The sequence below is a fragment of the Staphylococcus sp. HMSC055A09 genome, assembly GCF_001809655.1.
Taxonomy (GTDB): domain Bacteria; phylum Bacillota; class Bacilli; order Staphylococcales; family Staphylococcaceae; genus Staphylococcus; species Staphylococcus capitis.
Genome location: NZ_KV798349.1, coordinates 17,375 through 36,708, shown reverse-complemented (window position 1 = coordinate 36,708; position 19,334 = coordinate 17,375). Strand labels below are relative to the sequence as shown.

Genomic DNA, 19,334 nt, shown 5'->3' with positions numbered 1-19,334 from the left:
GCTTTTTGATTTTTGAAAACACCTATTTTGAATATTTTTCTGAAAATTAAAGCTATTTGCATTTTTATTACATAATATGCTTTCTTTCTAATTGAATTATGGAGTATGATATACTTTTTCTAAATAGTTTAAGGAGTTCGGATATGAATAAGGCACTCATTAATCGTTCAATTAAAGTTACATTAATATTTATGATTATATTTTTCCTACTTAATTATTTTACTATGAAACAACCTGATATCATGTCTGTCGTAGGTCGAACACTTCTTGCTACGGTAGCCTTCTTCATTCTTTATTTAGTTGCCTTTACCATTCTAAGTTCTCCAGAACGAAAAATGATTTATGGCACAACCATTCCAATAGCACTTATAATTTGTATATTAGTTGGAGCTTTGTTCTTCACACCTCAAATAGGAATCATTAGTGGTTTAGTTATTGGAATTATAACAGGCGTTATATGGGAGCTTATAACAAGAGGAAATCATGGAGGTAAGTAATCATGACAATAATTATAGGTGTAGTCATTATCATACTATTAGTAATTAGTTTGATACCAAATTATCAAGCAATGAAATTAGCTAAAAACCAAGGTCAGAAACCTACACGATACACAATTATGGTAGGTATAGATTTAATTTTAATCGTACTCATCGCTATAACATTAATTTTAAAAATGAATAGTTAATACAAAATAAAAGTCTATAAATGAATTTTGATAACTAAATTCATTTATAGACTTTTTTAATTTAAGATTCCACTAAGAAAAGATTTCATTACAGTGTTAAATTATCATTTGCTAAAAAATTTATAATTCTTTTAAAGCTTTCCTTGCAATAAAAGAAAATATCCTATGGTTGCAAGTAAAAGATAAACAATAGATCCAATTATGAATGATCTAACTTGAACATGAAATGGTGTACGTTTATTAAAAATAGGACCAAGAACCAGATTCCCTATTGCTAAAATAATTGGACCAGCTATAAAGAAAAGTATAATGTAACCCACGCTTATACCTCCTATTTCTTCTCAAATAAAGATGTCACAATATCTTCAATCGACATATCTTTTCCGACGTAATTAATAGTTGAAAAATTTTGTTCTGCTGTCATCAAATTCGTGTTAACGACAACATCTAATCCTGCCATCATAGCAGCTGTAGCACCATTCAACGAATCCTCAATTGCTAAACAATTTGTTGGATTATAATTAAGGTTTTGAACAGCCATTAAATAAGGTTCTGGATCTGGTTTAACGTTATCAACGTCTTCTCTACCAATAATGACATCAATATAGTTATCTAAACCCAACTTTTTAAATGTTGGATATATATCTTCTCGATAACTACTAGTTGCAATTGCCATAGGTATATGACGCTTTTTAAGATAATCCATTAACTCTTTGATTGTACTGATAATTGGCAAATTACCACTAGTTTGATGATGTTCTTGATATATTTTTTCTTTATTATCTGCGCCTATGGCCTGCTCGAGATGCTGATGTAAATCTGTAGCTGTCCCTCCGATAGATTCTCTATAAAAATCTACTGAAATAGGTTCAGCTTTATGAAATTTGAGATGTTTATTTATTGTCTCAAATAAATGACGTTCTGTATCGATAATTGTTCCATCGAAATCAAAGATAACTGCTCTGTACATTCATTTTTCTCCTTGTAAATGTAGCTATTTATTTCCCATATTAACATAAAAAAATGACTATCGTGACGAGATAGTCATAAGCATTATCAAAGTCCTTACGTAATTTTTAGCGTTTTGACCAATATTTAGCAAGAATAGGACCTGAAATATTATGTACAAAGCTAAATACTGCACCTGGCACAGCTGCTAGAGGACTAAAATGAACAGTTGCCAATGATACTGCAAGACCTGAATTTTGCATACCTACTTCAATTGATACTGCTTTTTGATCACGGCGTTCAAGTTTAAATACACGTGCTAAAATAAAGCCGATAGTATATCCTAGAACATTATGCACTATGACAACTAAAAATATAAGTAAACCAGTTTTAAGAATTTGTTCCTTACTGCCACCTACAACAGATGCAAGAATAAGCGAAATTGCTATTACAGAAACATTTGGTAATATAGCCACAGTTTTCTCTGCAACTTTTTTAGTAATACTTTGGAAAATAAACCCAATTGCTATAGGTATTAAAACGACTTGAACCACTGACCAAAACATACTCAGAAATGAAACCTTTAACCATTCATTTGCAAAAAGATAAATCAATGCAGGAGTCACTATTGGCGCTAACAATGTGGAAACACTTGTAATAGCTACTGATAAAGCTACATTAGCATTTGCTAAGTAACTCATAACATTGCTTGATGTCCCACCTGGACAGCATCCTACTAATATTACACCTATTGCAATTTCAGGTGGGAGATGAAAAATCTTTGCTATTAAAAAAGCCAATGTAGGCATAATTGTAAATTGTAGTATCACCCCAATTATGACCGGTTTAGGTGATTTAAATACCACCTTAAAATCTTTTGGATTAATTGTCATTCCCATTCCTAACATAACGATACCCAAAAGGTATGGCACTAATGTTCCCAAGTGCGCTAATGATTTCGGAAAAACAAATCCTATAATTGCTGCAATCAACATCCAAAATAAAAACGTTTTAGTCGCAAACTGACTGACTCTATTTAACATAATGAACACTTCCCTAAATGCGATAATTTCACATATTATCACAAGACAAAGACAAACTCAATATAATTTTCAGAATTTTCTTATTATTTAACTCGAAATAACTTTTACATTTATATATTTTGTAAAGAAAAGATTACAAAAGAATAAGTTTTTAACTTCGTTCAAAAGTCTTAGTGATTATATAAAAAAAGAGTGGTACAATCTATTTAAACGAACATCGTATGCTTCAGTTATATGCCAAATTCACGGGAGGTCATAACATGTTGATTGATAAATTTGAAACCTACATTATCAATATTGCAGGTTTGAAATCTCGCTCAACGCGAAAAAAATTAACTCATTTATGTAAAGAAATAAAATTTTGTGAGTCATTTCAATTTTCGATTTTCAAACAAAATAACATGTTTGCACTTGAGGTCAGTTTACCTAAGCAACAGTTACCATATTTAATAAGCTTTTTGAGCTTCCACAATTATTCTATTTACCAAATTTTGTCTCCTAAGCATTTCGATGAACTTCTTGATTCAGAACATCTCTATCAATCAGCCAAGCGTTTTGATTTAGCTATCGATGGTTTACAAGATGCTTTCATTAAAGACAAAGTAATTGATATCATGAATATGTTTGCTAACCATCACGATGTAAACTATACATTGAATAACAATTGTGCAAGTGTCGTATGTTCTCCAGAGATATTCGCTCAATTGCTACATACAATTGCAACACGTAATATAGATATTTTATCAGCAAGCTATCGTGCCAAAATGCTTCATAAAGCTAGAATTTCATAATAATTTAAAGACCAGTGTTGTTAATAGCACTGGTTTTTTTGACAATAAAACATCTCAAGAAGATATAATTTTTTCTCCTTGAGACGCTTATTGTGATATTTAATTACTTTTCTTCCTCGTAAACTAAATGTTCAAACGCTTCTCGTACTTGAGGTACAGACATACCGACTACAACTTGCACACTTTTACCACTTTTCACTAAACCGTGAGCCATTTGATTATGTGTAAAATAACTACTATCTTGAACTTTACTTTCATCATTCACTGTTAAACGTAGGCGAGTTGTACAATTTGTTACGTCTTTAATATTCTCTTTACCACCTAGGCCTTTTAAATAGTAAGCTGCTTTGTCATCATATTCGTTCCCAGTTGATTTTGGTTGTTCTGATGAAGCAGTGCCACCTTTCTTATCTTTATAATCTTGTTTAGAAAATAGTTTTACTTCTTCTGTTCCTTTTTTTCGACCTGGAAGTGGTATATCAAATTTAAGAATTAAAAATCTAAATAGGAAGAAGTAGATTCCCACAAATATAAAACCAATCACTACTTGAGCAACATATGTCATCCAGTGATCTTTACCTAACGGGATCCAGTTTGTAGCTAAGAAATCTAGCACACCGCCTCCCATATTACCTACAACACCAAAAGCATACATTAAAGTATCCATTGTAGCTGCCAAGATAGCATGGATCACAAATAAATATGGTGCAATAAATAAGAATGTAAATTCAAGAGGTTCAGTAATACCAGCAACAATCGCTGTTAGCGTTGCAGGTATGAGTAGTGCTGCCACTTTCTTACGATTTTCTTTCGGTGTTGTCGAGTACATTGCAAGCGCAATTCCTAAACATCCAAATACTTTACCATTGCCTTGTAACATAAAACCATAATGGAATTGTTCTTTTAAAGGTTTACTACTTTCAGCAAATTGATTCAAATGCTGTAACCATTCTGCTTTTAAACCGTGATTTACTACCACAGGTCCTACCTCAATTGGCGCGTATATAAAGTGATGTAATCCTGTAGGGATTAATACGCGTTCTAAGAAATGGTATAACCACACGCCAACGTATCCAGAAGCAATGATAAAATGCTGTATTGATGCAATTCCATGTTGAATTGTTGGCCAAACCACACATGTTATTGCTGCAATAGGTAACATTACAAAGAATGAAATGGTAACTACAAATGTGAGGCCTTGGAAAACCCCTAACATTTCTGGCAGTCTTTTACTATAGTATCGATTATGTATCCATGTAATAATCCCTGAAATAATAATAGCCCCTAAAATATTTGTATCTAACGTTTCTATCCCTGCTATAGCTTTTAATCCAGTGACGTTTTCTACGCCTTTCTTTAAGTTAGCACCAAACGTATGAGGCCATTGCGTTAGAATCGCGTTAATAAATGTGTTAAACATTAAATAACCCATCAACGCGGCTAATGCTGCATGCCCAGGTGCTTTTTTAGCTAAAGATAGAGGTAAACCCACAACAAAGACGATTTCCATGTGATTAAAGATGACCCATCCGCCTGACTCTATCACTGACCAGAATTTGAACCAGAATGTATGCTGATCTGCTAAACCGCCCATGATTGTTGGATTTTTGAAAAGTGTCGCAAACCCAAGTACGATACCAAAGAAAGCAAACATCAACACTGGCACGATCATCGCACTACCGAATCGTTTGATAGCATTCATAATTAAAACCTCCACATCCCAATCTATTTCTCACTATCATTTACTTATATGTTTATTAGTAAGTGTTAGTATCTCTAAATAAGTTAATTTCAATATATAGTAAACGCTTACATAATAACAACGACGTTGACGCATTTTGAAACTATTTTGTATAATCAGATTATATTTTCATTGAACGGAAATTTTTTCATGCAAAACAATGAGGTGCTTAAATGATACTAGATGAACGTGTGAACACTCATTTCGATAAATTGAATGATAATGATATACAAATCGCAAGTTATGTTAATACACATATAGAAGAATGTAAAAATATGAAAATTCAAGATTTAGCTGTACATACGCATGCATCAAATGCCACTATCCACCGTTTTACACGTAAACTAGGATTTGATGGCTACAGTGATTTTAAATCATTTTTGAAATTTGAAAATGAAAAAAAGAATCAGCTTCCTTCTGATTCAATGGAACAATTTAAACAAGAAATAGCAAATACCTTTAGTTATTTAGATCGCATTGATTATCAATTATTAACGAATAAAATGCATGAAGCCACTACGATTTATCTTTACGGAACAGGACGCGCTCAAATGAATGTGGCTGAAGAAGCACAACGTATTTTACTTACAATGCATAAAAACATTATAATCCTACATGATGTTCATGAATTAAAAATGGTGTTAAATAAAACTGTTCCAGAGGATTTATTCTTTATTATTTCATTATCTGGCGAGACATATCAATTGACCGAAGTTACACAGCTTCTTCAATTAAGACAGAAATATTTTATCTCAGTAACAACGATGAAAGATAACTCACTCGCTCAACAAGCAAACTATAATATATATGTTTCAAGTAATACATTTTATTTAAATGACGGTACCGATTATTCAAGCTTTATTAGTTACCATATCTTTTTTGAAACACTTTTAAGAAAATATAATGAACGTAAAGAAAAAAATGAATTATTATAAATAAAATCGCAAGCATTATTTGTAACACCTAGGGGCTACTCATTTAATGCTTGCGATTGTTTTTAATTATGCTGTTGTTCTTCTAGTTCTTCTAATATATGTTGCATTTGATCAATCATTAATTCAAAACCATGCGCAGTTGAATCATGATATTCTTTCTTCTTCTGTTTGTACTCCAACGCAGTTAAACGTCTTTCCTTTTCAACTAATGAGCGGTAGTAAAACAACATTTGAGTACCACCATTTTCACGTTCAAAGAATTCTACTTCTATGACATCCTCTTCGGCGCTTAAACCAGGCATACCTATTGTCATTTTAATGTATTCATCCATTACAAGCTCTTCGTATTTACCTTCGATAACATTTTGCTTCCCATTTCTACTATCTACTATACGATATGTACCGCCTTCTTGGACATCCGCTTCAAAAGTCTTATTTGTACGTGGTGTTGTCATGAACCATTGTTTAAGAATCTCCACTTTTGTCCATGCTTCATAAACAACTTCTGGAGTAAATTTTAGTAAACGTTCGATGTCGATTTCTACGTGTTCATTCTCTACATTATATTTTGCCACTCTCTTTCACCTACTTTCACTCTTATTTCTATTTTAACGTATTTAAGCTATGTCACAAACTCTGAAAGCTCTGAAAAAGTTAAAAGGAAGCTAAAATCTAAATGAGTAGCTTCCTTTTAATTTATATTTATTTTTGAGGTTTATCTTTTAAACGAGGGACTCTCAAAATAATAGCCACTAAACCGCAGATTCCTAATAAAATTGGATAGATACTATAAGGAACAAGTAAGAATGGAGAAATACCAGCAACACCAGCTGCTGAAATAACTTGAGGACTATATGGGAGTAACCCTTGGAAACATCCTCCGAATATATCTAATATACTAGCTGACTTGCGCGGATCGACATCATACTCATCAGCAATATTCTTGGCTAAAGGTCCTGCCATAATAATAGAAATTGTATTATTAGCAGTAGATATATCCGCGGCACTTACTAAACTGGCAATACCTAATTCTGCACCACGTTTAGATTTAACTCTAGCACGTACAAACTGTAGTAACCAATCTATGCCACCATTATGTTGAATGATACCTACAAGGCCACCAATCAGTAATGCTATCATTGCAATATCTTCCATTCCAATTATACCTTTAGATACGGCACTGAGAAGTCCTTTCCAACCAAAGGAACCATCAATTAATCCTATTAAACCTGCTAAGGCTGTACCACCAATGAGTACAATGATGACGTTTACACCTACAAGTGCGAGTATCAGTACTAATAAATATGGAATAACTTTAATTAAGTTATAATCATAACTTTTGGCATGATCGATTGAAATACCATTCGTTAAGAAAAATAAAATTATAATCGTTAAAATAGCACCTGGTAAAACGATTTTAAAATTAACTCTAAACTTGTCATTCATCTTAGTCTTTTGAGTTCTTACTGCAGCAATGGTAGTGTCCGAAATCATTGACAGATTATCACCAAACATTGCACCACCGACTACCGTAGCCATAGCTAAAGCTGCGGGCACATGTGTTGCTTGTGCGAATCCAAATCCTACTGGGGCTATCGCTGCAACAGTCCCAACTGATGTCCCCATCGAAATAGACACGAACATACAAATAACAAATAGGCCTACAATGATTAAATTTTGAGGAATCAATGATAAACCTAAATTAACAGTAGATGTAACACCACCCATTTTTTCAGCAGTAGTTGAAAACGCACCTGCCAAGATAAAAATTAACATCATCAAGATAATGTTCGAATGTCCAGCACCTTTAGTAAATACTTCTACCTTCTTGGCAAAAGATTCTTTTCTATTCATAAGTAAGGCAACGATTACTGTTATTGTAATTGCAACATTTAAAGGCATAGTTGTAAAATCTCCTGAAATAATTCCTACACCTAAAAAGAGTAATACAAATAGGAGTAATGGGAGCAGGGCCCACGCGTTACCTTTCTTTACTTTCTCCATAAATTTGACCTACTTTCCATAAAAATAGGAGCGAAACAGAAATTTCATTCTCAATGAATCATTTCTTCATTCCGCTCCGGTAAGTGACTTTATTTGAAAACTAACCCAAGTGTGTATCAATAGAGTCAACTCATACCAACAAGTGATTAAAAGATATGTTATTTCACCATTTATACTCTGTTGGCATAGCATTTCAGCTTATCTTCTAACCTTAGCGGTTACTGGAATTGGCACATGATAAAATGTTGCCGAAGCTTCCTAGGGCCAGTCCCTCCACTTCTCTCGATAAGTTATTCGAATTGTGTCTAACGTTACAAGATAATTATAGACACGTCAATACATAAAGTTTATTGTATTTTAAAATTATTCTTCAATCTGTGTAGTGAAAAATTTCTCATAAATCGTGATTGCTAAAGCAACAATAATCAATAACACAATAGCTACACCAAAAACAATCCACCATTTCAAATAAAGACTTATAAATATGAGTAAAATGCTTATAATTGTTGAACATAAAGATACCCTTTTGAAAATTTTTTCAGTTCTAACCGATACAATTTTATATTCACTCATTTCGTCGCCATGAAGAAATTTACCATTTTTTGCTTCACTAATTTTAAGCTTCACTTCAAGGACGTAAGCAATACTTCCAGAACAAATAATGATTAGTAGCATCGTAACATTTGAAAAAGGTTGTGTAATAACCCAACTGAACATTCCAAAATAAGCAAGTGCAGAAACAATTGCTAAAATATAATCAATCACAGGATTAAACCAAGTTATACCTTTTTTTACATTCTCGTTAACTAAATAAACATTAACTGCAGAAATATATGTACAAATAATCACAGCTATAGCTAATATTACTATTAGATTATGATGGCACAATATTAGTGACGGTAAAGCTAAAGCAATTAAGATATTAGGTAACCATCTGATTAAAAAATTCTTCATTTTATAATCACCTTTATTCTATATTTCACCAATCACATACATCTTACATGAAAGCTTCAACTATTATCAAATCACCATTTAATATGGTGAAAACTTTCTACTCTCACACTAAAAAATGGGAACTCAGTCGAGTCCCCATCACCTTAAAATAATCAATATATAATTTACATATTAAAAGTAAATCAATTGTTAGTCGATTTGCGTACCACCTGTTACACCAAAGACTTGGCCAGTAGTATAACTTGAATCTTCTGAAGCAAGTAAAACGTAAGTACCTGATAATTCAACTGGTTGACCGGCACGACCCAGTGGCGTTTGTTGTCCAAATGTAGGAATTGCACTTTGAGGTTGACCTCCAGTAATTTGAAGCGGTGACCAGAATGGCCCAGGAGCAACACAATTCACTCGAATACCTTTCGCACCAAGTTCTTCAGAGAAACTTTTCGTTAATGAAATAATTGCTGCTTTAGAAGCTGCGTAATCATGTAAAATTGGACTCGGATTATATCCTTGAACGGAAGACGTCGTCGTAATTGATGAGCCAGGTTTTAAATATTCTAACGCTTTTTGAACTGTCCAGAATACTGGATATACATTCGTTTCAAACGTCTCTGCGAAAGCTTCAGTATTAAATCCGTGAATATCATCATGATATTGTTGGTGGCCGGCAACTAACGTTACATTATCTAAACCGCCTAATTCATTATAAGCCGTTTCTACCATATCATAGTTAAACTGTTCATCCCTTAAATCTCCAGGAATTAGAATACCTTTCTGACCAGCATCCTCAATCACTTGTTTTACTTCTTGTGCGTCTTCTTCTTCACTCGGTAAATAGTTAATAGCCACATCTGCACCTTCTTTAGCATAAGCGATTGCAGCTGCGCGTCCAATTGCTGAATCTCCTCCAGTCACTAACATCTTATAGCCTTTTAATCTCTCATGACCTTTGTAAGATGTTTCACCACAATCAGGTTGAGGTGTCATTTTCGATTGTAGACCTGGTAACTCTTGCTCTTGTTGATCATAATCAGACGTTTTAAATTTATTTCTAGGATCTTGTGCTGACATCATTCATCATCTCCATATTTAAGATTTAATATTATTTACCCATCATAAAGTATATTTTAATCATCATTTTATCTCTGAAAATGAATTCAATAGCACTTTAAATAGCTACATGGCAACTATTGCCGTATAGATTTACCATTCAATAACTTTTACAAAATACGTTGGTACTTTCTCTAAAATACGTTCATCTGGGTCATATTTAGGATGATGCAAATCATATTCACTATTTGAGCCAATGATAGCAAAGACACCAGGATAATCTTTCGTATAACCTGAGAAATCTTCACCAATCGTTAGTGGTTCTTCCATCATTTGAATGTTGTAACCTACTTCCTTAGCTGCTTCAATCGCTTGTTGGGTAAGTGTTTCATCATTTACGACAGCACCCGGTAATTGTGTATATTCGAATTTAATGTCTACATTAAATGCTAGAGATAACCCATCTGAAATTTCTTTCATACGTTGCTTTATAAGTTGACGTTTTTTAGAATCAAATGAACGAACAGTACCTTGAATATAAGCTTGATCAGCGATGACATTCCATGTATTCCCACATGACACTTCCCCTATCGTAACGACCGCACTATCAAATGCTGATAAATTACGACTCACAATAGATTGTAGGCTGTTAATCAGTTGACCTACTACAATGACCGGGTCATTTCCTTGTTCTGGTTTTGCTGCATGAGCACCTTTTCCTTGAATATGAAACTCAAAACGATCTACAGCGGAAGTGATTACACCACTTTTAATCGCGAATTCACCAATGTCTAGTGAAGGATAATTATGAAAACCTAAGACTGCTTTAACGTTCTTAAGTACTCCAGTTTCACTTAACTTAATTGCACCATGACCTAATTCTTCAGAAGCTTGAAACAATGTTCTCACTCGTCCACTTAATTCGTTTTCAAGCTCTTTAAGTTGAGTTGCTACGCCTAAAATACTTGCCATATGGATATCATGACCACATGCATGCATTACTCCTTCATTTGTAGATGTAAACTCGTGCACAACTTGTTCGTTTATCGGTAATGCATCAATATCAGTTCTTACTGCAATCACCGGTTCACCTCTACCTATTTCAGCCACTAAACCCGTTTCTAAAGGTACATCTAAAATGGTTATATCAAAACTTTCAAGTATACGTTTAAGTCGCTTTGTAGTTTCATACTCTTTATCAGAAAGCTCTGGGAATTGATGAAATGTACGTCTCCAATTAACATAATCTGAATAATTTGGCATAAGCTATTCAGTCCCTTCTTTTTTAAAAAATAAGCGTAAAATGTAGTAAAATAACGTGCCTGCAATAACTCCAATAGCTAAATTATTAGTAATTAAAATTAAAATCATCGTTAATCCCATAACCAATCCACGTTTAACTGGTGCACCTTTAATATGTTGAAAAGTGCGTCTATCAAAGGTATTCAAAGAAATAGTAATGAGTACCGAAGCGAGTACCACCATTGGTATTAAACCAACGAGTTGTCCTAAGACGAACACACATAATAATAAGAAAATACCGGTAGTGAGCGTCGCTACTCGTGTTCTTGCTCCCATACGATAATTAAATTTCGATTGTCCAACTAAACCGCTTGAACCATATCCTCCGAATAAACCAACGATAATATTTGATAACCCTTGTCCTACAATCTCTCTGTCTTTATTAGTTGGATGTTGTGAAATCATATTCATCATATCATTTGTTAAGTTGGTTTGGATTACTGAAATAACGGACATTGTGAAAGCATATTTTAAAGCAATGAAGAAAGCACTCAGTTCAAACATTTCTTGAGGTATATGAATCGATGGCATTGAAAAGTGTATATCCGCCATATCATGTACGTATTGCAAATTCGGATGAATAAGCCATGTCGCAAATGTTAATACGATAATAGTAATCAGCGGTGCCGGAATTACTTTAATTGTTCTAGATGAAATAAAAATAATTATAAAAGTGAGTGCACTTACCACATAAGTTGCTATTGAGATACCAAATATATACTTCATTTGTGTCCACAATAATAGAAGTCCCAAGGCGTTCATAAACCCCATCACAACAGTATTAGGTATGAGTTTTAATATTTTATCAATATGGCATAAACCATATATAAATAAAATCATTCCCATGAGTATTGTTGCAAGAGCCAAATAATGAACCCCATATTGTTCTACTAAAGGCCCACCTATGATAGAAATACCACTACTTGGTCCTGAAACCATTGCTAACCTTTTACCGAACAAAGAAATGAGACACATCATTAAACCACAACTCATCAGTCCTAACGTTGGCTTAATATGTACTATAAAAGAAAAAGCAATAGCGACCGGTAATAGTGCTAATGCCATGAGTATACCTGCTAAAATATTTTGACCATAATGACCTTTCCATTCCTCTATATAAGCAATTTTATGCAACTCGGTCATTAATACATCCCCTTTTTGCTAAGCTTTAGAGGCTTCATTTCAAACTATTGAACCTCTCATATCGATATAAGTATAATCATTATTTTCACTTTTTCACTATATTATAAACCTCTCGTTTGAATATAAAAAGGCGAGCCCTCAAAGGACTCGCTAAAGACTATAAACGAACGCTTTAACACTTTTTGATAACATAACCGCCTAGCTCATTTACAAGTAACTGATTTACTTTAATCTAACTTAAATTCATTATCCACGATAACTTTACCATCTTTAATCACTTTTTGAGCGTGATTAATACCGAAATGATATGGGATATACTCATGGTTTGGCGCATCCCAAATTACAATATTTGCTTGGTCCCCTTGATTAATCGTACCTGCATCAGCATCAATTGCTTTAGCTGCGTTTACTGTCACGGCATTCCAAACTTCATTTGGTGATAATTTTAATTTCAATGCAGCAATCGCCATCGCAAGTTGTAAATTATTTGTTACGCTACTACCTGGATTGTAGTCAGTTGCTACTGCAATCGCACCACCATTATTCAACATACCACGTGCATCTGCGTAGTCATTTTTATCTAAGTAAAATGTTGTAGCTGGTAATAATACCGCCACAGTATCACTATTTTTAAGTTTAGCTTTACCTTCTTCACTAGAAGCAACTAAATGGTCAGCTGAAATTGCACCTTCATCAATAGCCAACTCTAATCCGCCTAATGGATCAATTTCATCAGCGTGAATTTTAACTTTAAATCCAGCTTCTTTAGCCTTTTCCATATATCGCTTAGATTCTTCAACTGAGAATACACCAGTTTCACAAAAAATATCAGCAAAATCTGCATATTCTTTAACTTCTGGTAATAATTTAATCATTTCTTCTAAGAACGCTTCATTAGATTCAGCTTCTTCAGGCACTGCATGCGGCCCTAAGAAAGTGTGTTTCATGTTTAGGTTATATTTTTCAGCTAAACGGTTCGATACTCTTAACTGTTTTAATTCATTTTCTTTATCTAAACCATAGCCACTTTTACTTTCTACTGTTAACACACCATGTTTAATCATTGTTAGTAAATCATGCTCTGCTTTTTTGAAAAGATCTTCCTCACTAATTTCTCGAGTAGACTTTACAGTTGAAAGAATACCTCCACCAGATTCCAATATTTCTAAATAGGATTTCCCTTGGCGTTTTAATGACATTTCATGTTCACGTGAGCCACCAAAAATGAGGTGTGTATGCGCATCTACAAGTGCAGGAGATACCACTCTACCACTAGCATCAATGACCTCTTTAGCCTCATAGTCATCTGTATGAGGTCCAGAGTAAACCACTTTCCCATCTTTAATTACAACTGTACCATTCTCTACAACTTCTAATTCGTCCAACTCTCCCCCTTTTAAAGGTTTGTCAGTAGATTTAGGTAAAATTAATTCTTGAATATTTTGGATTATTAAATCATTCATTATTTATCACCTGCTTCATCAATCATTGGAATTTGGACACCTTTATCTTTAGCCGTTTTAATAGCGATGTCATATCCTGCATCAACGTGTCTCGCTACTCCCATACCCGGATCTGTAGTTAAAACTCGTCCTAATCTTCTATCAGCACGTTCTGAACCATCTGCTACTACTACCATGCCAGCGTGTAATGAATAACCCATACCTACACCGCCACCATGATGGAATGAAATCCAAGAACCACCAGCTGCAGTATTAATCAATGCGTTGAGTACAGCCCAATCACCAACTGCATCACTGCCATCTTGCATACCTTCAGTTTCGCGGTTAGGACTTGCTACTGAACCAGAGTCTAAATGGTCACGTCCTATAACAATGGGTGCTGAAATTTCTCCATCACGTACAAGCTTGTTTAAAGCTAGACCCATCTTTGCACGTTCACCATAACCTAGCCATGCAATTCTTGATGGTAAACCTTGATACGAAATTTTTTCTTCAGCTAAATCTAACCATCTTAATAATTTTTCATTATCTGGGAATAATCTTCTCATTTCTTCATCAGCACGTTCGATATCTTTAGGATCACCACTTAATGCTGCGAATCGGAAAGGTCCTTTACCTTCACAGAAGAGTGGACGGATATATGCTGGTACGAATCCTGGAAAGTCGAAAGCATTTTCAACACCATTATTGTATGCAACTTGACGAATATTATTACCATAATCAAATGCTACAGCACCAATTTTTTGGAATTCCAACATCAACTCAACGTGCTTAGCCATTGAAGCTTCAGATAATTCTACGTATTTTTTTGGATCTTCTTGACGTAATTTCTTCGCTTCCTCAACAGAATAGCCTTGTGGCACGTAACCATTTAATGGGTCATGCGCACTCGTTTGGTCTGTAATGATATCAATTTTGAAACCTTTATCTAAAATTGCTTTATGAATATCCACTGCATTACCAACTAAACCAATTGATAGAGCTTCACCTTTGTCTTTTGCCTCTTGAGCCATTTTTAGAGCTTCATCTAAATCCGTAGATTTAACATCACAATATTTTGTTTCTACACGTTTATCAACACGTGTTTCATCAACGTCCACACAAATTGCGACTCCGTTATTCATAGTTACAGCAAGTGGCTGTGCCCCACCCATACCACCTAAACCTGCAGTTAAAGTAATTGTTCCTGTTAAATCACTTTTATATTCTTGATTAGCTAATTCAGCGAAGGTTTCATAAGTTCCTTGAACGATACCTTGTGAACCTATATAAATCCAACTTCCAGCGGTCATTTGACCATACATGATTAACCCTTTTTTATCTAGTTCATTAAAGTGATCCCAGTTCGCCCATTCTGGAACTAAAACTGAGTTTGATATTAAGACACGTGGCGCTTCTTCATGCGTTTTAAATACGGCAACTGGTTTACCAGATTGCACTAACATCGTTTCATCTGCTTCAAGATCACGTAAAGTGTTTTCAATTGCTTCAAACGCTTTCCAATTACGAGCAGCCTTACCAATACCTCCGTAAACAACTAATTCTTCAGGATGTTCAGCAACTTCTGGGTCTAAGTTGTTATATAACATTCTTAATACCGCTTCTTGCTCCCAACCTTTACACTCAATATCTAAACCCTTTTTTGCTTGAATTTTTCTCATATTAATCTCTCCCATCTGGAATAATCATTCAAACCTATTTAAATGAGCTCAGCAACCTTATTTGAAAAATGAACCCCCTTCTAAACGAATATTAATTAAGAAGCTTTAATGCCATTAGAAAATTAATTAAATATTCAAATAATTCAAACTCCAAACATTTAGACTGCTTTAAATATCTTACATTTATAGTATAATGTACTAAGATATAGACAACAAATATAAATAAACTAATTATTTATAACTTAAAACTATAAATAGGGGTGTCACACTTGAAGATTATTCAGCTTGAATATTTTTTAGCTATAGTTAAATATAATAGTTTTACTAAAGCGGCTAATTTCCTTCATATAAGCCAACCTTCGCTAACAGCAACAATTAAAAAGATGGAAGCTGATTTAGGTTATGACTTATTTATGCGTACAACTAAAGACATTAAAATCACTGAAAAAGGCATTCAATTTTATAAGCATGCGACACATATCGTACAGGAATATCGTTCCACAGTTGAAAAAATGTATGACTTAAATATTACATCTGAACCTAGAATTAAAATGGGAATGTTAGAATCCACAAGTCAATGGATGGGTAAAGTGATAAAACAACATCATAATGATTATCCTAATCAACAATATCGTATGTACGAAGTACATGACCGTCATTCATCTATAGACAAATTGCTTAATTTTGATGTTCATTTTGCACTAACGAATGAAGAAATCACTCATGAAGATATCGCATCTATTCCATTGTATAAGGAACCTTATGTGTTAATTACGCCTAAGGATGAATTTCCAAATCAGAAGACAATTACTATTGAGCATCTTCCTCTAATAATGCCAAACAAAAATTCACAAGTACGTGACCATTTAGATGATTATTTCAATCGTATGAATCAACACCCTAATATAGTCTTAGAAGCCGATCGCTTTGAATCAGCAACAAACTTTGTTCATTTAGGATTAGGTTATGCAGTGATACCTCGTTTTTATTATCAATCAAATTTTACTAATGATTTGGATAGTATTAAAATTCGCCCGAATTTAGGACGTAAGATTTTTATTAATTATTTAAATAAGCGTAAGCATTCTGAACAAGTAATGTCTTTAATACAACTTTGTATAGCGTATTGGGATACTTAAATAAACTTATATTAAAAAAAGCCCAATTAGCGTTAAAATTATCTTTGTGACGCTAATTGGGCTGTTGTATATCATGAATATTTATTTTTTCAATATTAGTAATCCATTTTTTAAAGGTATTAAATTAAGAAATGATGAACTAAGTTTGCTACTAGTTTTGCAGTACGATTATCTAAATCATACTCAGGATTCATCTCTGCTATACTAATCGAAGCCACTTTCTCACTAGGAATAATACGTTTCGCTAGCTCAAATACAGTATGAGGATAGATACCTAAAACGGCAGGCGCACTCACACCAGGCGCAAATGCACTGTCTACAACGTCCATACACACAGTAAACATGATGACATCATGATCATGTATAAAATGTTCAATCATATCTTTAATCGGGGGAGAAACTTGGTGTAGCAACTCATCTGCGTACACATATTGAACATTCTTCTCTTTAGCAAAATCGAATAAACCTTGAGTATTACCACCTTGAGAAATACCTAATACCATGTAATCAGCATTATCGTCTTGATCTAGAATCTGTCTAAAACTAGTACCCGACGTAGACTCACCTTCGTCACGAGTATCAAAATGTGCATCAATATTTATAACACCGATAGACTCATTTGGATAAACTTTACGCGTGGCTAAATATTGTGCATAAGCAATATCATGTCCACCACCAAGTAAGAAAGTTTGTTTATGATTTTGAATTGATTTCGCTGCAAGCTCAGCATACTCTTGTTGCGTATCTATAAGTGAATCATGATCATGTTCTACATTACCGTAATCAATGAGCTCTTCACATTGATTTAAATCTGGCAATCCAGCAAAGGCTTGTTTAATTTTATTAGGTCCTTCTTTTGCACCTACACGACCTTTATTTAATTCAACCCCTTTATCTACAGCATATCCAAGTATACCTACACCTTTGGGGTTATTAGTTTTTTCAACTTTAGTTAAATCTCCAAATTTTACAGTTTGGAAATGTCTAAATTGTCTTGAATCTGTTTCACTATCTAAACGACCTTTCCATAAATCCGGTTCCGCAAGTCTATACATGATATTTCCCCCTTAATTTATTTATTATATAAACTATTTAAAGTATAACTATTGATGTTATCGAATTCAACGCTAGTAGTTAAGTGATACCCTCTATTAAAATTGATTAATTACGATTATCTAACAAAATACTTCAGGACTATTACATTTTTATGATAATTAAAATAGACAATTTAAACATATGCTTGTAAGATGTATAATTGTAAATAAAAGAAATTTGGCTGTTACCTAATGGAGGTTACAAAAATGAAAAACTCTCGAATTTCTGGGTTTCAATGGGCAATGATGGTCTTTGTCTTCTTTGTTATTACAATGGCCTTATCCATTATACTTAGAGATTTCCAAGCGTCCATTGGAGTTAAAAGATTTGTTTTTGACATCAAAGACTTAGCTCCATTTATTGCATCATTAGTATGTATTTTAGTATTTAAGTATAAAAAAGAACAATTAGCCGGATTAAAATTTTCATTCAGTTTAAAAGTTATTGAACGTATCCTATTAGCACTCATTTTACCGCTTATCATTTTTATGATTGGTATGTTCTGTTTCAATACTTTTGCTGACAGTTTTATCCTTTTACAAACATCAGATTTATCAGTATCTTTAATTACAATTCTAATTGGCCATTTATTAATGGCGTTTGTTACTGAATTTGGTTTCCGTTCATACTTACAAAGTATTCTTGAATCTAAGATGAACACATTCTTTGCTAGTATTATTGTAGGTGTAATTTATTCAATCTTCACCGCAAACACTACTTATGGTATTGAATATGCTGGTTACCATTTCTTATATACATTTATGTTCTCGATGATTATTGGTGAATTAATCAGAGCAACACATGGACGTACAATCTATATTGCGACTATATTCCATGCAGTAATGACATTCGCCTTAGTTTTTCTTTTCAGTGAAGAAACTGGTGATCTTTTCTCAATGAAAGTGATTGCACTTTCCACTACAATTGTAGGCGTATTGTTTATCATTATCAGTTTAATTATTCGTGCCATTGCTTACAAAACAACGAAACAAAGTTTAGATGAAGTGCAACCCAATAATTATTTAGACCACACCGAAGAAGATGATTTTGAAAGTCATAAAAATGATGATTCAAAAAATCATCAATTTGAAAATGATAGCGTTGCTAATAAAGAAGATAATAATTCAGAAGCGAGTTCAGAGCATTCAAACACGAGTGATACAGATTTAAAGGACAGCGCTAAATATACAGAAGATCGTCATTCATCTGTTGTTAGCGATGTAAAGAAAGAAATTAATCAAGTTGAAGAACAAGACATGAGTGATTCAACTAAAAAAGAATAATTAAGTATATTAAAGGCAACTTCTAAATTAATTCAGTAGAAGTTGCCTTTTAATTTTGTTTATTCAAATTCTAAATTTCATTTGCAAAACCATATTT

General features: G+C 33.5%; 19 protein-coding genes and 1 riboswitch. Of the genes, 6 read left to right on the top strand and 13 right to left on the bottom strand.

All coding sequences use genetic code 11. The features are described 5' to 3' along the window. Nucleotides 1–143: 143 nt before the first annotated feature. Both HMPREF2642_RS00350 and HMPREF2642_RS00345 read left to right on the top strand, forming a co-directional pair. Nucleotides 144–497 carry a hypothetical protein gene (locus HMPREF2642_RS00350; protein WP_023351271.1) on the top strand — a complete coding sequence of 118 codons (354 nt, stop codon included), beginning with the start codon at nt 144–146 and terminating at the stop codon, nt 495–497. 2 nt (nt 498–499) lie between these two features. Then, nucleotides 500–685, top strand: coding sequence for a hypothetical protein (locus HMPREF2642_RS00345; protein ID WP_002432292.1), 186 nt, complete (start codon nt 500–502; stop codon nt 683–685). Nucleotides 686–816: 131 nt separating this feature from the next. On the opposite strand, the gene HMPREF2642_RS00340 is transcribed toward HMPREF2642_RS00345, so the two are convergent. The 3 genes from HMPREF2642_RS00340 to HMPREF2642_RS00330 all read right to left on the bottom strand — a co-directional run bounded on the left by HMPREF2642_RS00340 (nt 817) and on the right by HMPREF2642_RS00330 (nt 2,676). Then, complete coding sequence (locus HMPREF2642_RS00340) at nt 817–1,005, bottom strand: hypothetical protein (RefSeq protein ID WP_002453841.1); 189 nt, start codon at nt 1,003–1,005, stop codon at nt 817–819. Between the two features lie 11 nt (nt 1,006–1,016). Further along, complete coding sequence (locus tag HMPREF2642_RS00335) at nt 1,017–1,655, bottom strand: HAD family hydrolase (protein ID WP_037550110.1); 639 nt, start codon at nt 1,653–1,655, stop codon at nt 1,017–1,019. 106 nt (nt 1,656–1,761) lie between these two features. Beyond that, nucleotides 1,762–2,676, bottom strand: a complete 915-nt coding sequence (locus tag HMPREF2642_RS00330) for a bile acid:sodium symporter family protein (RefSeq protein WP_070597509.1) — start codon at nt 2,674–2,676, stop codon at nt 1,762–1,764. 260 nt (nt 2,677–2,936) lie between these two features. Here HMPREF2642_RS00330 and HMPREF2642_RS00325 point away from each other — a divergent pair, with 260 nt between their 5' ends. Then, the gene (locus tag HMPREF2642_RS00325; RefSeq protein ID WP_002432504.1) at nt 2,937–3,467 is read left to right on the top strand and encodes a hypothetical protein; all 531 of its coding nucleotides are present in this window, start codon (nt 2,937–2,939) and stop codon (nt 3,465–3,467) included. Nucleotides 3,468–3,570: 103 nt separating this feature from the next. Here the strand turns inward: HMPREF2642_RS00325 and HMPREF2642_RS00320 are convergent, their stop codons facing one another. Beyond that, nucleotides 3,571–5,169: an alpha-glucoside-specific PTS transporter subunit IIBC gene (locus HMPREF2642_RS00320; protein ID WP_037550121.1), complete on the bottom strand. Its 1,599-nt coding sequence runs from the start codon at nt 5,167–5,169 to the stop codon at nt 3,571–3,573. Nucleotides 5,170–5,381: 212 nt separating this feature from the next. On the opposite strand from HMPREF2642_RS00320, the gene HMPREF2642_RS00315 reads away from it, so the two are divergent. After that, nucleotides 5,382–6,143 carry a MurR/RpiR family transcriptional regulator gene (locus HMPREF2642_RS00315; RefSeq protein WP_002432676.1) on the top strand — a complete coding sequence of 254 codons (762 nt, stop codon included), beginning with the start codon at nt 5,382–5,384 and terminating at the stop codon, nt 6,141–6,143. Between the two features lie 62 nt (nt 6,144–6,205). Here the strand turns inward: HMPREF2642_RS00315 and HMPREF2642_RS00310 are convergent, their stop codons facing one another. The 8 genes from HMPREF2642_RS00310 to hutU form a co-directional block, all read right to left on the bottom strand. Beyond that, on the bottom strand, nt 6,206–6,718 hold the full coding sequence (locus tag HMPREF2642_RS00310; RefSeq protein ID WP_002432851.1) for an SRPBCC family protein: 513 nt from the start codon (nt 6,716–6,718) through the stop codon (nt 6,206–6,208). 127 nt (nt 6,719–6,845) lie between these two features. Then, a complete protein-coding gene (locus HMPREF2642_RS00305; protein WP_002432627.1) occupies nt 6,846–8,147 on the bottom strand; it encodes a Na+/H+ antiporter NhaC family protein in 1,302 nt (433 codons plus the stop codon). Nucleotides 8,148–8,342: 195 nt separating this feature from the next. Further along, nucleotides 8,343–8,439, bottom strand: a riboswitch (SAM riboswitch). 71 nt (nt 8,440–8,510) lie between these two features. Continuing rightward, nucleotides 8,511–9,101 carry a hypothetical protein gene (locus HMPREF2642_RS00300; RefSeq protein ID WP_227489904.1) on the bottom strand — a complete coding sequence of 197 codons (591 nt, stop codon included), beginning with the start codon at nt 9,099–9,101 and terminating at the stop codon, nt 8,511–8,513. A 189-nt stretch (nt 9,102–9,290) separates the two neighbouring features. Then, nucleotides 9,291–10,172: an SDR family oxidoreductase gene (locus tag HMPREF2642_RS00295; RefSeq protein WP_030063404.1), complete on the bottom strand. Its 882-nt coding sequence runs from the start codon at nt 10,170–10,172 to the stop codon at nt 9,291–9,293. Nucleotides 10,173–10,304: 132 nt separating this feature from the next. Continuing rightward, nucleotides 10,305–11,414 carry an amidohydrolase gene (locus HMPREF2642_RS00290; protein WP_070597507.1) on the bottom strand — a complete coding sequence of 370 codons (1,110 nt, stop codon included), beginning with the start codon at nt 11,412–11,414 and terminating at the stop codon, nt 10,305–10,307. Between the two features lie 3 nt (nt 11,415–11,417). Further along, a complete protein-coding gene (locus HMPREF2642_RS00285; protein WP_023351264.1) occupies nt 11,418–12,596 on the bottom strand; it encodes a SulP family inorganic anion transporter in 1,179 nt (392 codons plus the stop codon). A 227-nt stretch (nt 12,597–12,823) separates the two neighbouring features. Next, nucleotides 12,824–14,059 (bottom strand): imidazolonepropionase, encoded by a 1,236-nt coding sequence (gene hutI, locus HMPREF2642_RS00280; RefSeq protein ID WP_049428328.1) that lies wholly within the window; start codon nt 14,057–14,059, stop codon nt 12,824–12,826. After that, entirely contained in the window at nt 14,059–15,720 is a 1,662-nt protein-coding gene (hutU, locus tag HMPREF2642_RS00275; RefSeq protein WP_037550135.1) for a urocanate hydratase, read from the bottom strand. Before hutU ends, hutI begins: the two co-directional genes overlap by 1 nt. Nucleotides 15,721–15,989: 269 nt before the next feature. Here hutU and HMPREF2642_RS00270 point away from each other — a divergent pair, with 269 nt between their 5' ends. Further along, nucleotides 15,990–16,859: a LysR family transcriptional regulator gene (locus HMPREF2642_RS00270; RefSeq protein ID WP_002432524.1), complete on the top strand. Its 870-nt coding sequence runs from the start codon at nt 15,990–15,992 to the stop codon at nt 16,857–16,859. Between the two features lie 119 nt (nt 16,860–16,978). Here HMPREF2642_RS00270 and hutG read toward each other — a convergent pair whose 3' ends face one another. After that, nucleotides 16,979–17,914 (bottom strand): formimidoylglutamase, encoded by a 936-nt coding sequence (gene hutG, locus HMPREF2642_RS00265; RefSeq protein ID WP_049428332.1) that lies wholly within the window; start codon nt 17,912–17,914, stop codon nt 16,979–16,981. A gap of 246 nt (nt 17,915–18,160) precedes the next feature. Here hutG and HMPREF2642_RS00260 point away from each other — a divergent pair, with 246 nt between their 5' ends. After that, nucleotides 18,161–19,237, top strand: a complete 1,077-nt coding sequence (locus HMPREF2642_RS00260; RefSeq protein ID WP_070597505.1) for a peptidoglycan release complex CPBP-like subunit SdpC — start codon at nt 18,161–18,163, stop codon at nt 19,235–19,237. The last annotated feature ends 97 nt before the right edge of the window (nt 19,238–19,334 follow it).

What these genes read in the sequence shown, in the direction of transcription:
- hutU (WP_037550135.1), bottom strand. Translation starts at nt 15,720, where the DNA reads ATGAGAAAAATTCAAGCAAAAAAGGGTTTAGATATTGAGTGTAAAGGT.
- HMPREF2642_RS00300 (WP_227489904.1), bottom strand. Translation starts at nt 9,101, where the DNA reads ATGAAGAATTTTTTAATCAGATGGTTACCTAATATCTTAATTGCTTTA.
- HMPREF2642_RS00305 (WP_002432627.1), bottom strand. Translation starts at nt 8,147, where the DNA reads ATGGAGAAAGTAAAGAAAGGTAACGCGTGGGCCCTGCTCCCATTACTC.
- HMPREF2642_RS00335 (WP_037550110.1), bottom strand. Translation starts at nt 1,655, where the DNA reads ATGTACAGAGCAGTTATCTTTGATTTCGATGGAACAATTATCGATACA.
- HMPREF2642_RS00290 (WP_070597507.1), bottom strand. Translation starts at nt 11,414, where the DNA reads ATGCCAAATTATTCAGATTATGTTAATTGGAGACGTACATTTCATCAA.
- HMPREF2642_RS00315 (WP_002432676.1), top strand. Translation starts at nt 5,382, where the DNA reads ATGATACTAGATGAACGTGTGAACACTCATTTCGATAAATTGAATGAT.
- hutG (WP_049428332.1), bottom strand. Translation starts at nt 17,914, where the DNA reads ATGTATAGACTTGCGGAACCGGATTTATGGAAAGGTCGTTTAGATAGT.
- HMPREF2642_RS00260 (WP_070597505.1), top strand. Translation starts at nt 18,161, where the DNA reads ATGAAAAACTCTCGAATTTCTGGGTTTCAATGGGCAATGATGGTCTTT.
- HMPREF2642_RS00285 (WP_023351264.1), bottom strand. Translation starts at nt 12,596, where the DNA reads ATGACCGAGTTGCATAAAATTGCTTATATAGAGGAATGGAAAGGTCAT.
- hutI (WP_049428328.1), bottom strand. Translation starts at nt 14,059, where the DNA reads ATGAATGATTTAATAATCCAAAATATTCAAGAATTAATTTTACCTAAA.
- HMPREF2642_RS00295 (WP_030063404.1), bottom strand. Translation starts at nt 10,172, where the DNA reads ATGTCAGCACAAGATCCTAGAAATAAATTTAAAACGTCTGATTATGAT.
- HMPREF2642_RS00330 (WP_070597509.1), bottom strand. Translation starts at nt 2,676, where the DNA reads ATGTTAAATAGAGTCAGTCAGTTTGCGACTAAAACGTTTTTATTTTGG.
- HMPREF2642_RS00350 (WP_023351271.1), top strand. Translation starts at nt 144, where the DNA reads ATGAATAAGGCACTCATTAATCGTTCAATTAAAGTTACATTAATATTT.
- HMPREF2642_RS00345 (WP_002432292.1), top strand. Translation starts at nt 500, where the DNA reads ATGACAATAATTATAGGTGTAGTCATTATCATACTATTAGTAATTAGT.
- HMPREF2642_RS00320 (WP_037550121.1), bottom strand. Translation starts at nt 5,169, where the DNA reads ATGAATGCTATCAAACGATTCGGTAGTGCGATGATCGTGCCAGTGTTG.
- HMPREF2642_RS00325 (WP_002432504.1), top strand. Translation starts at nt 2,937, where the DNA reads ATGTTGATTGATAAATTTGAAACCTACATTATCAATATTGCAGGTTTG.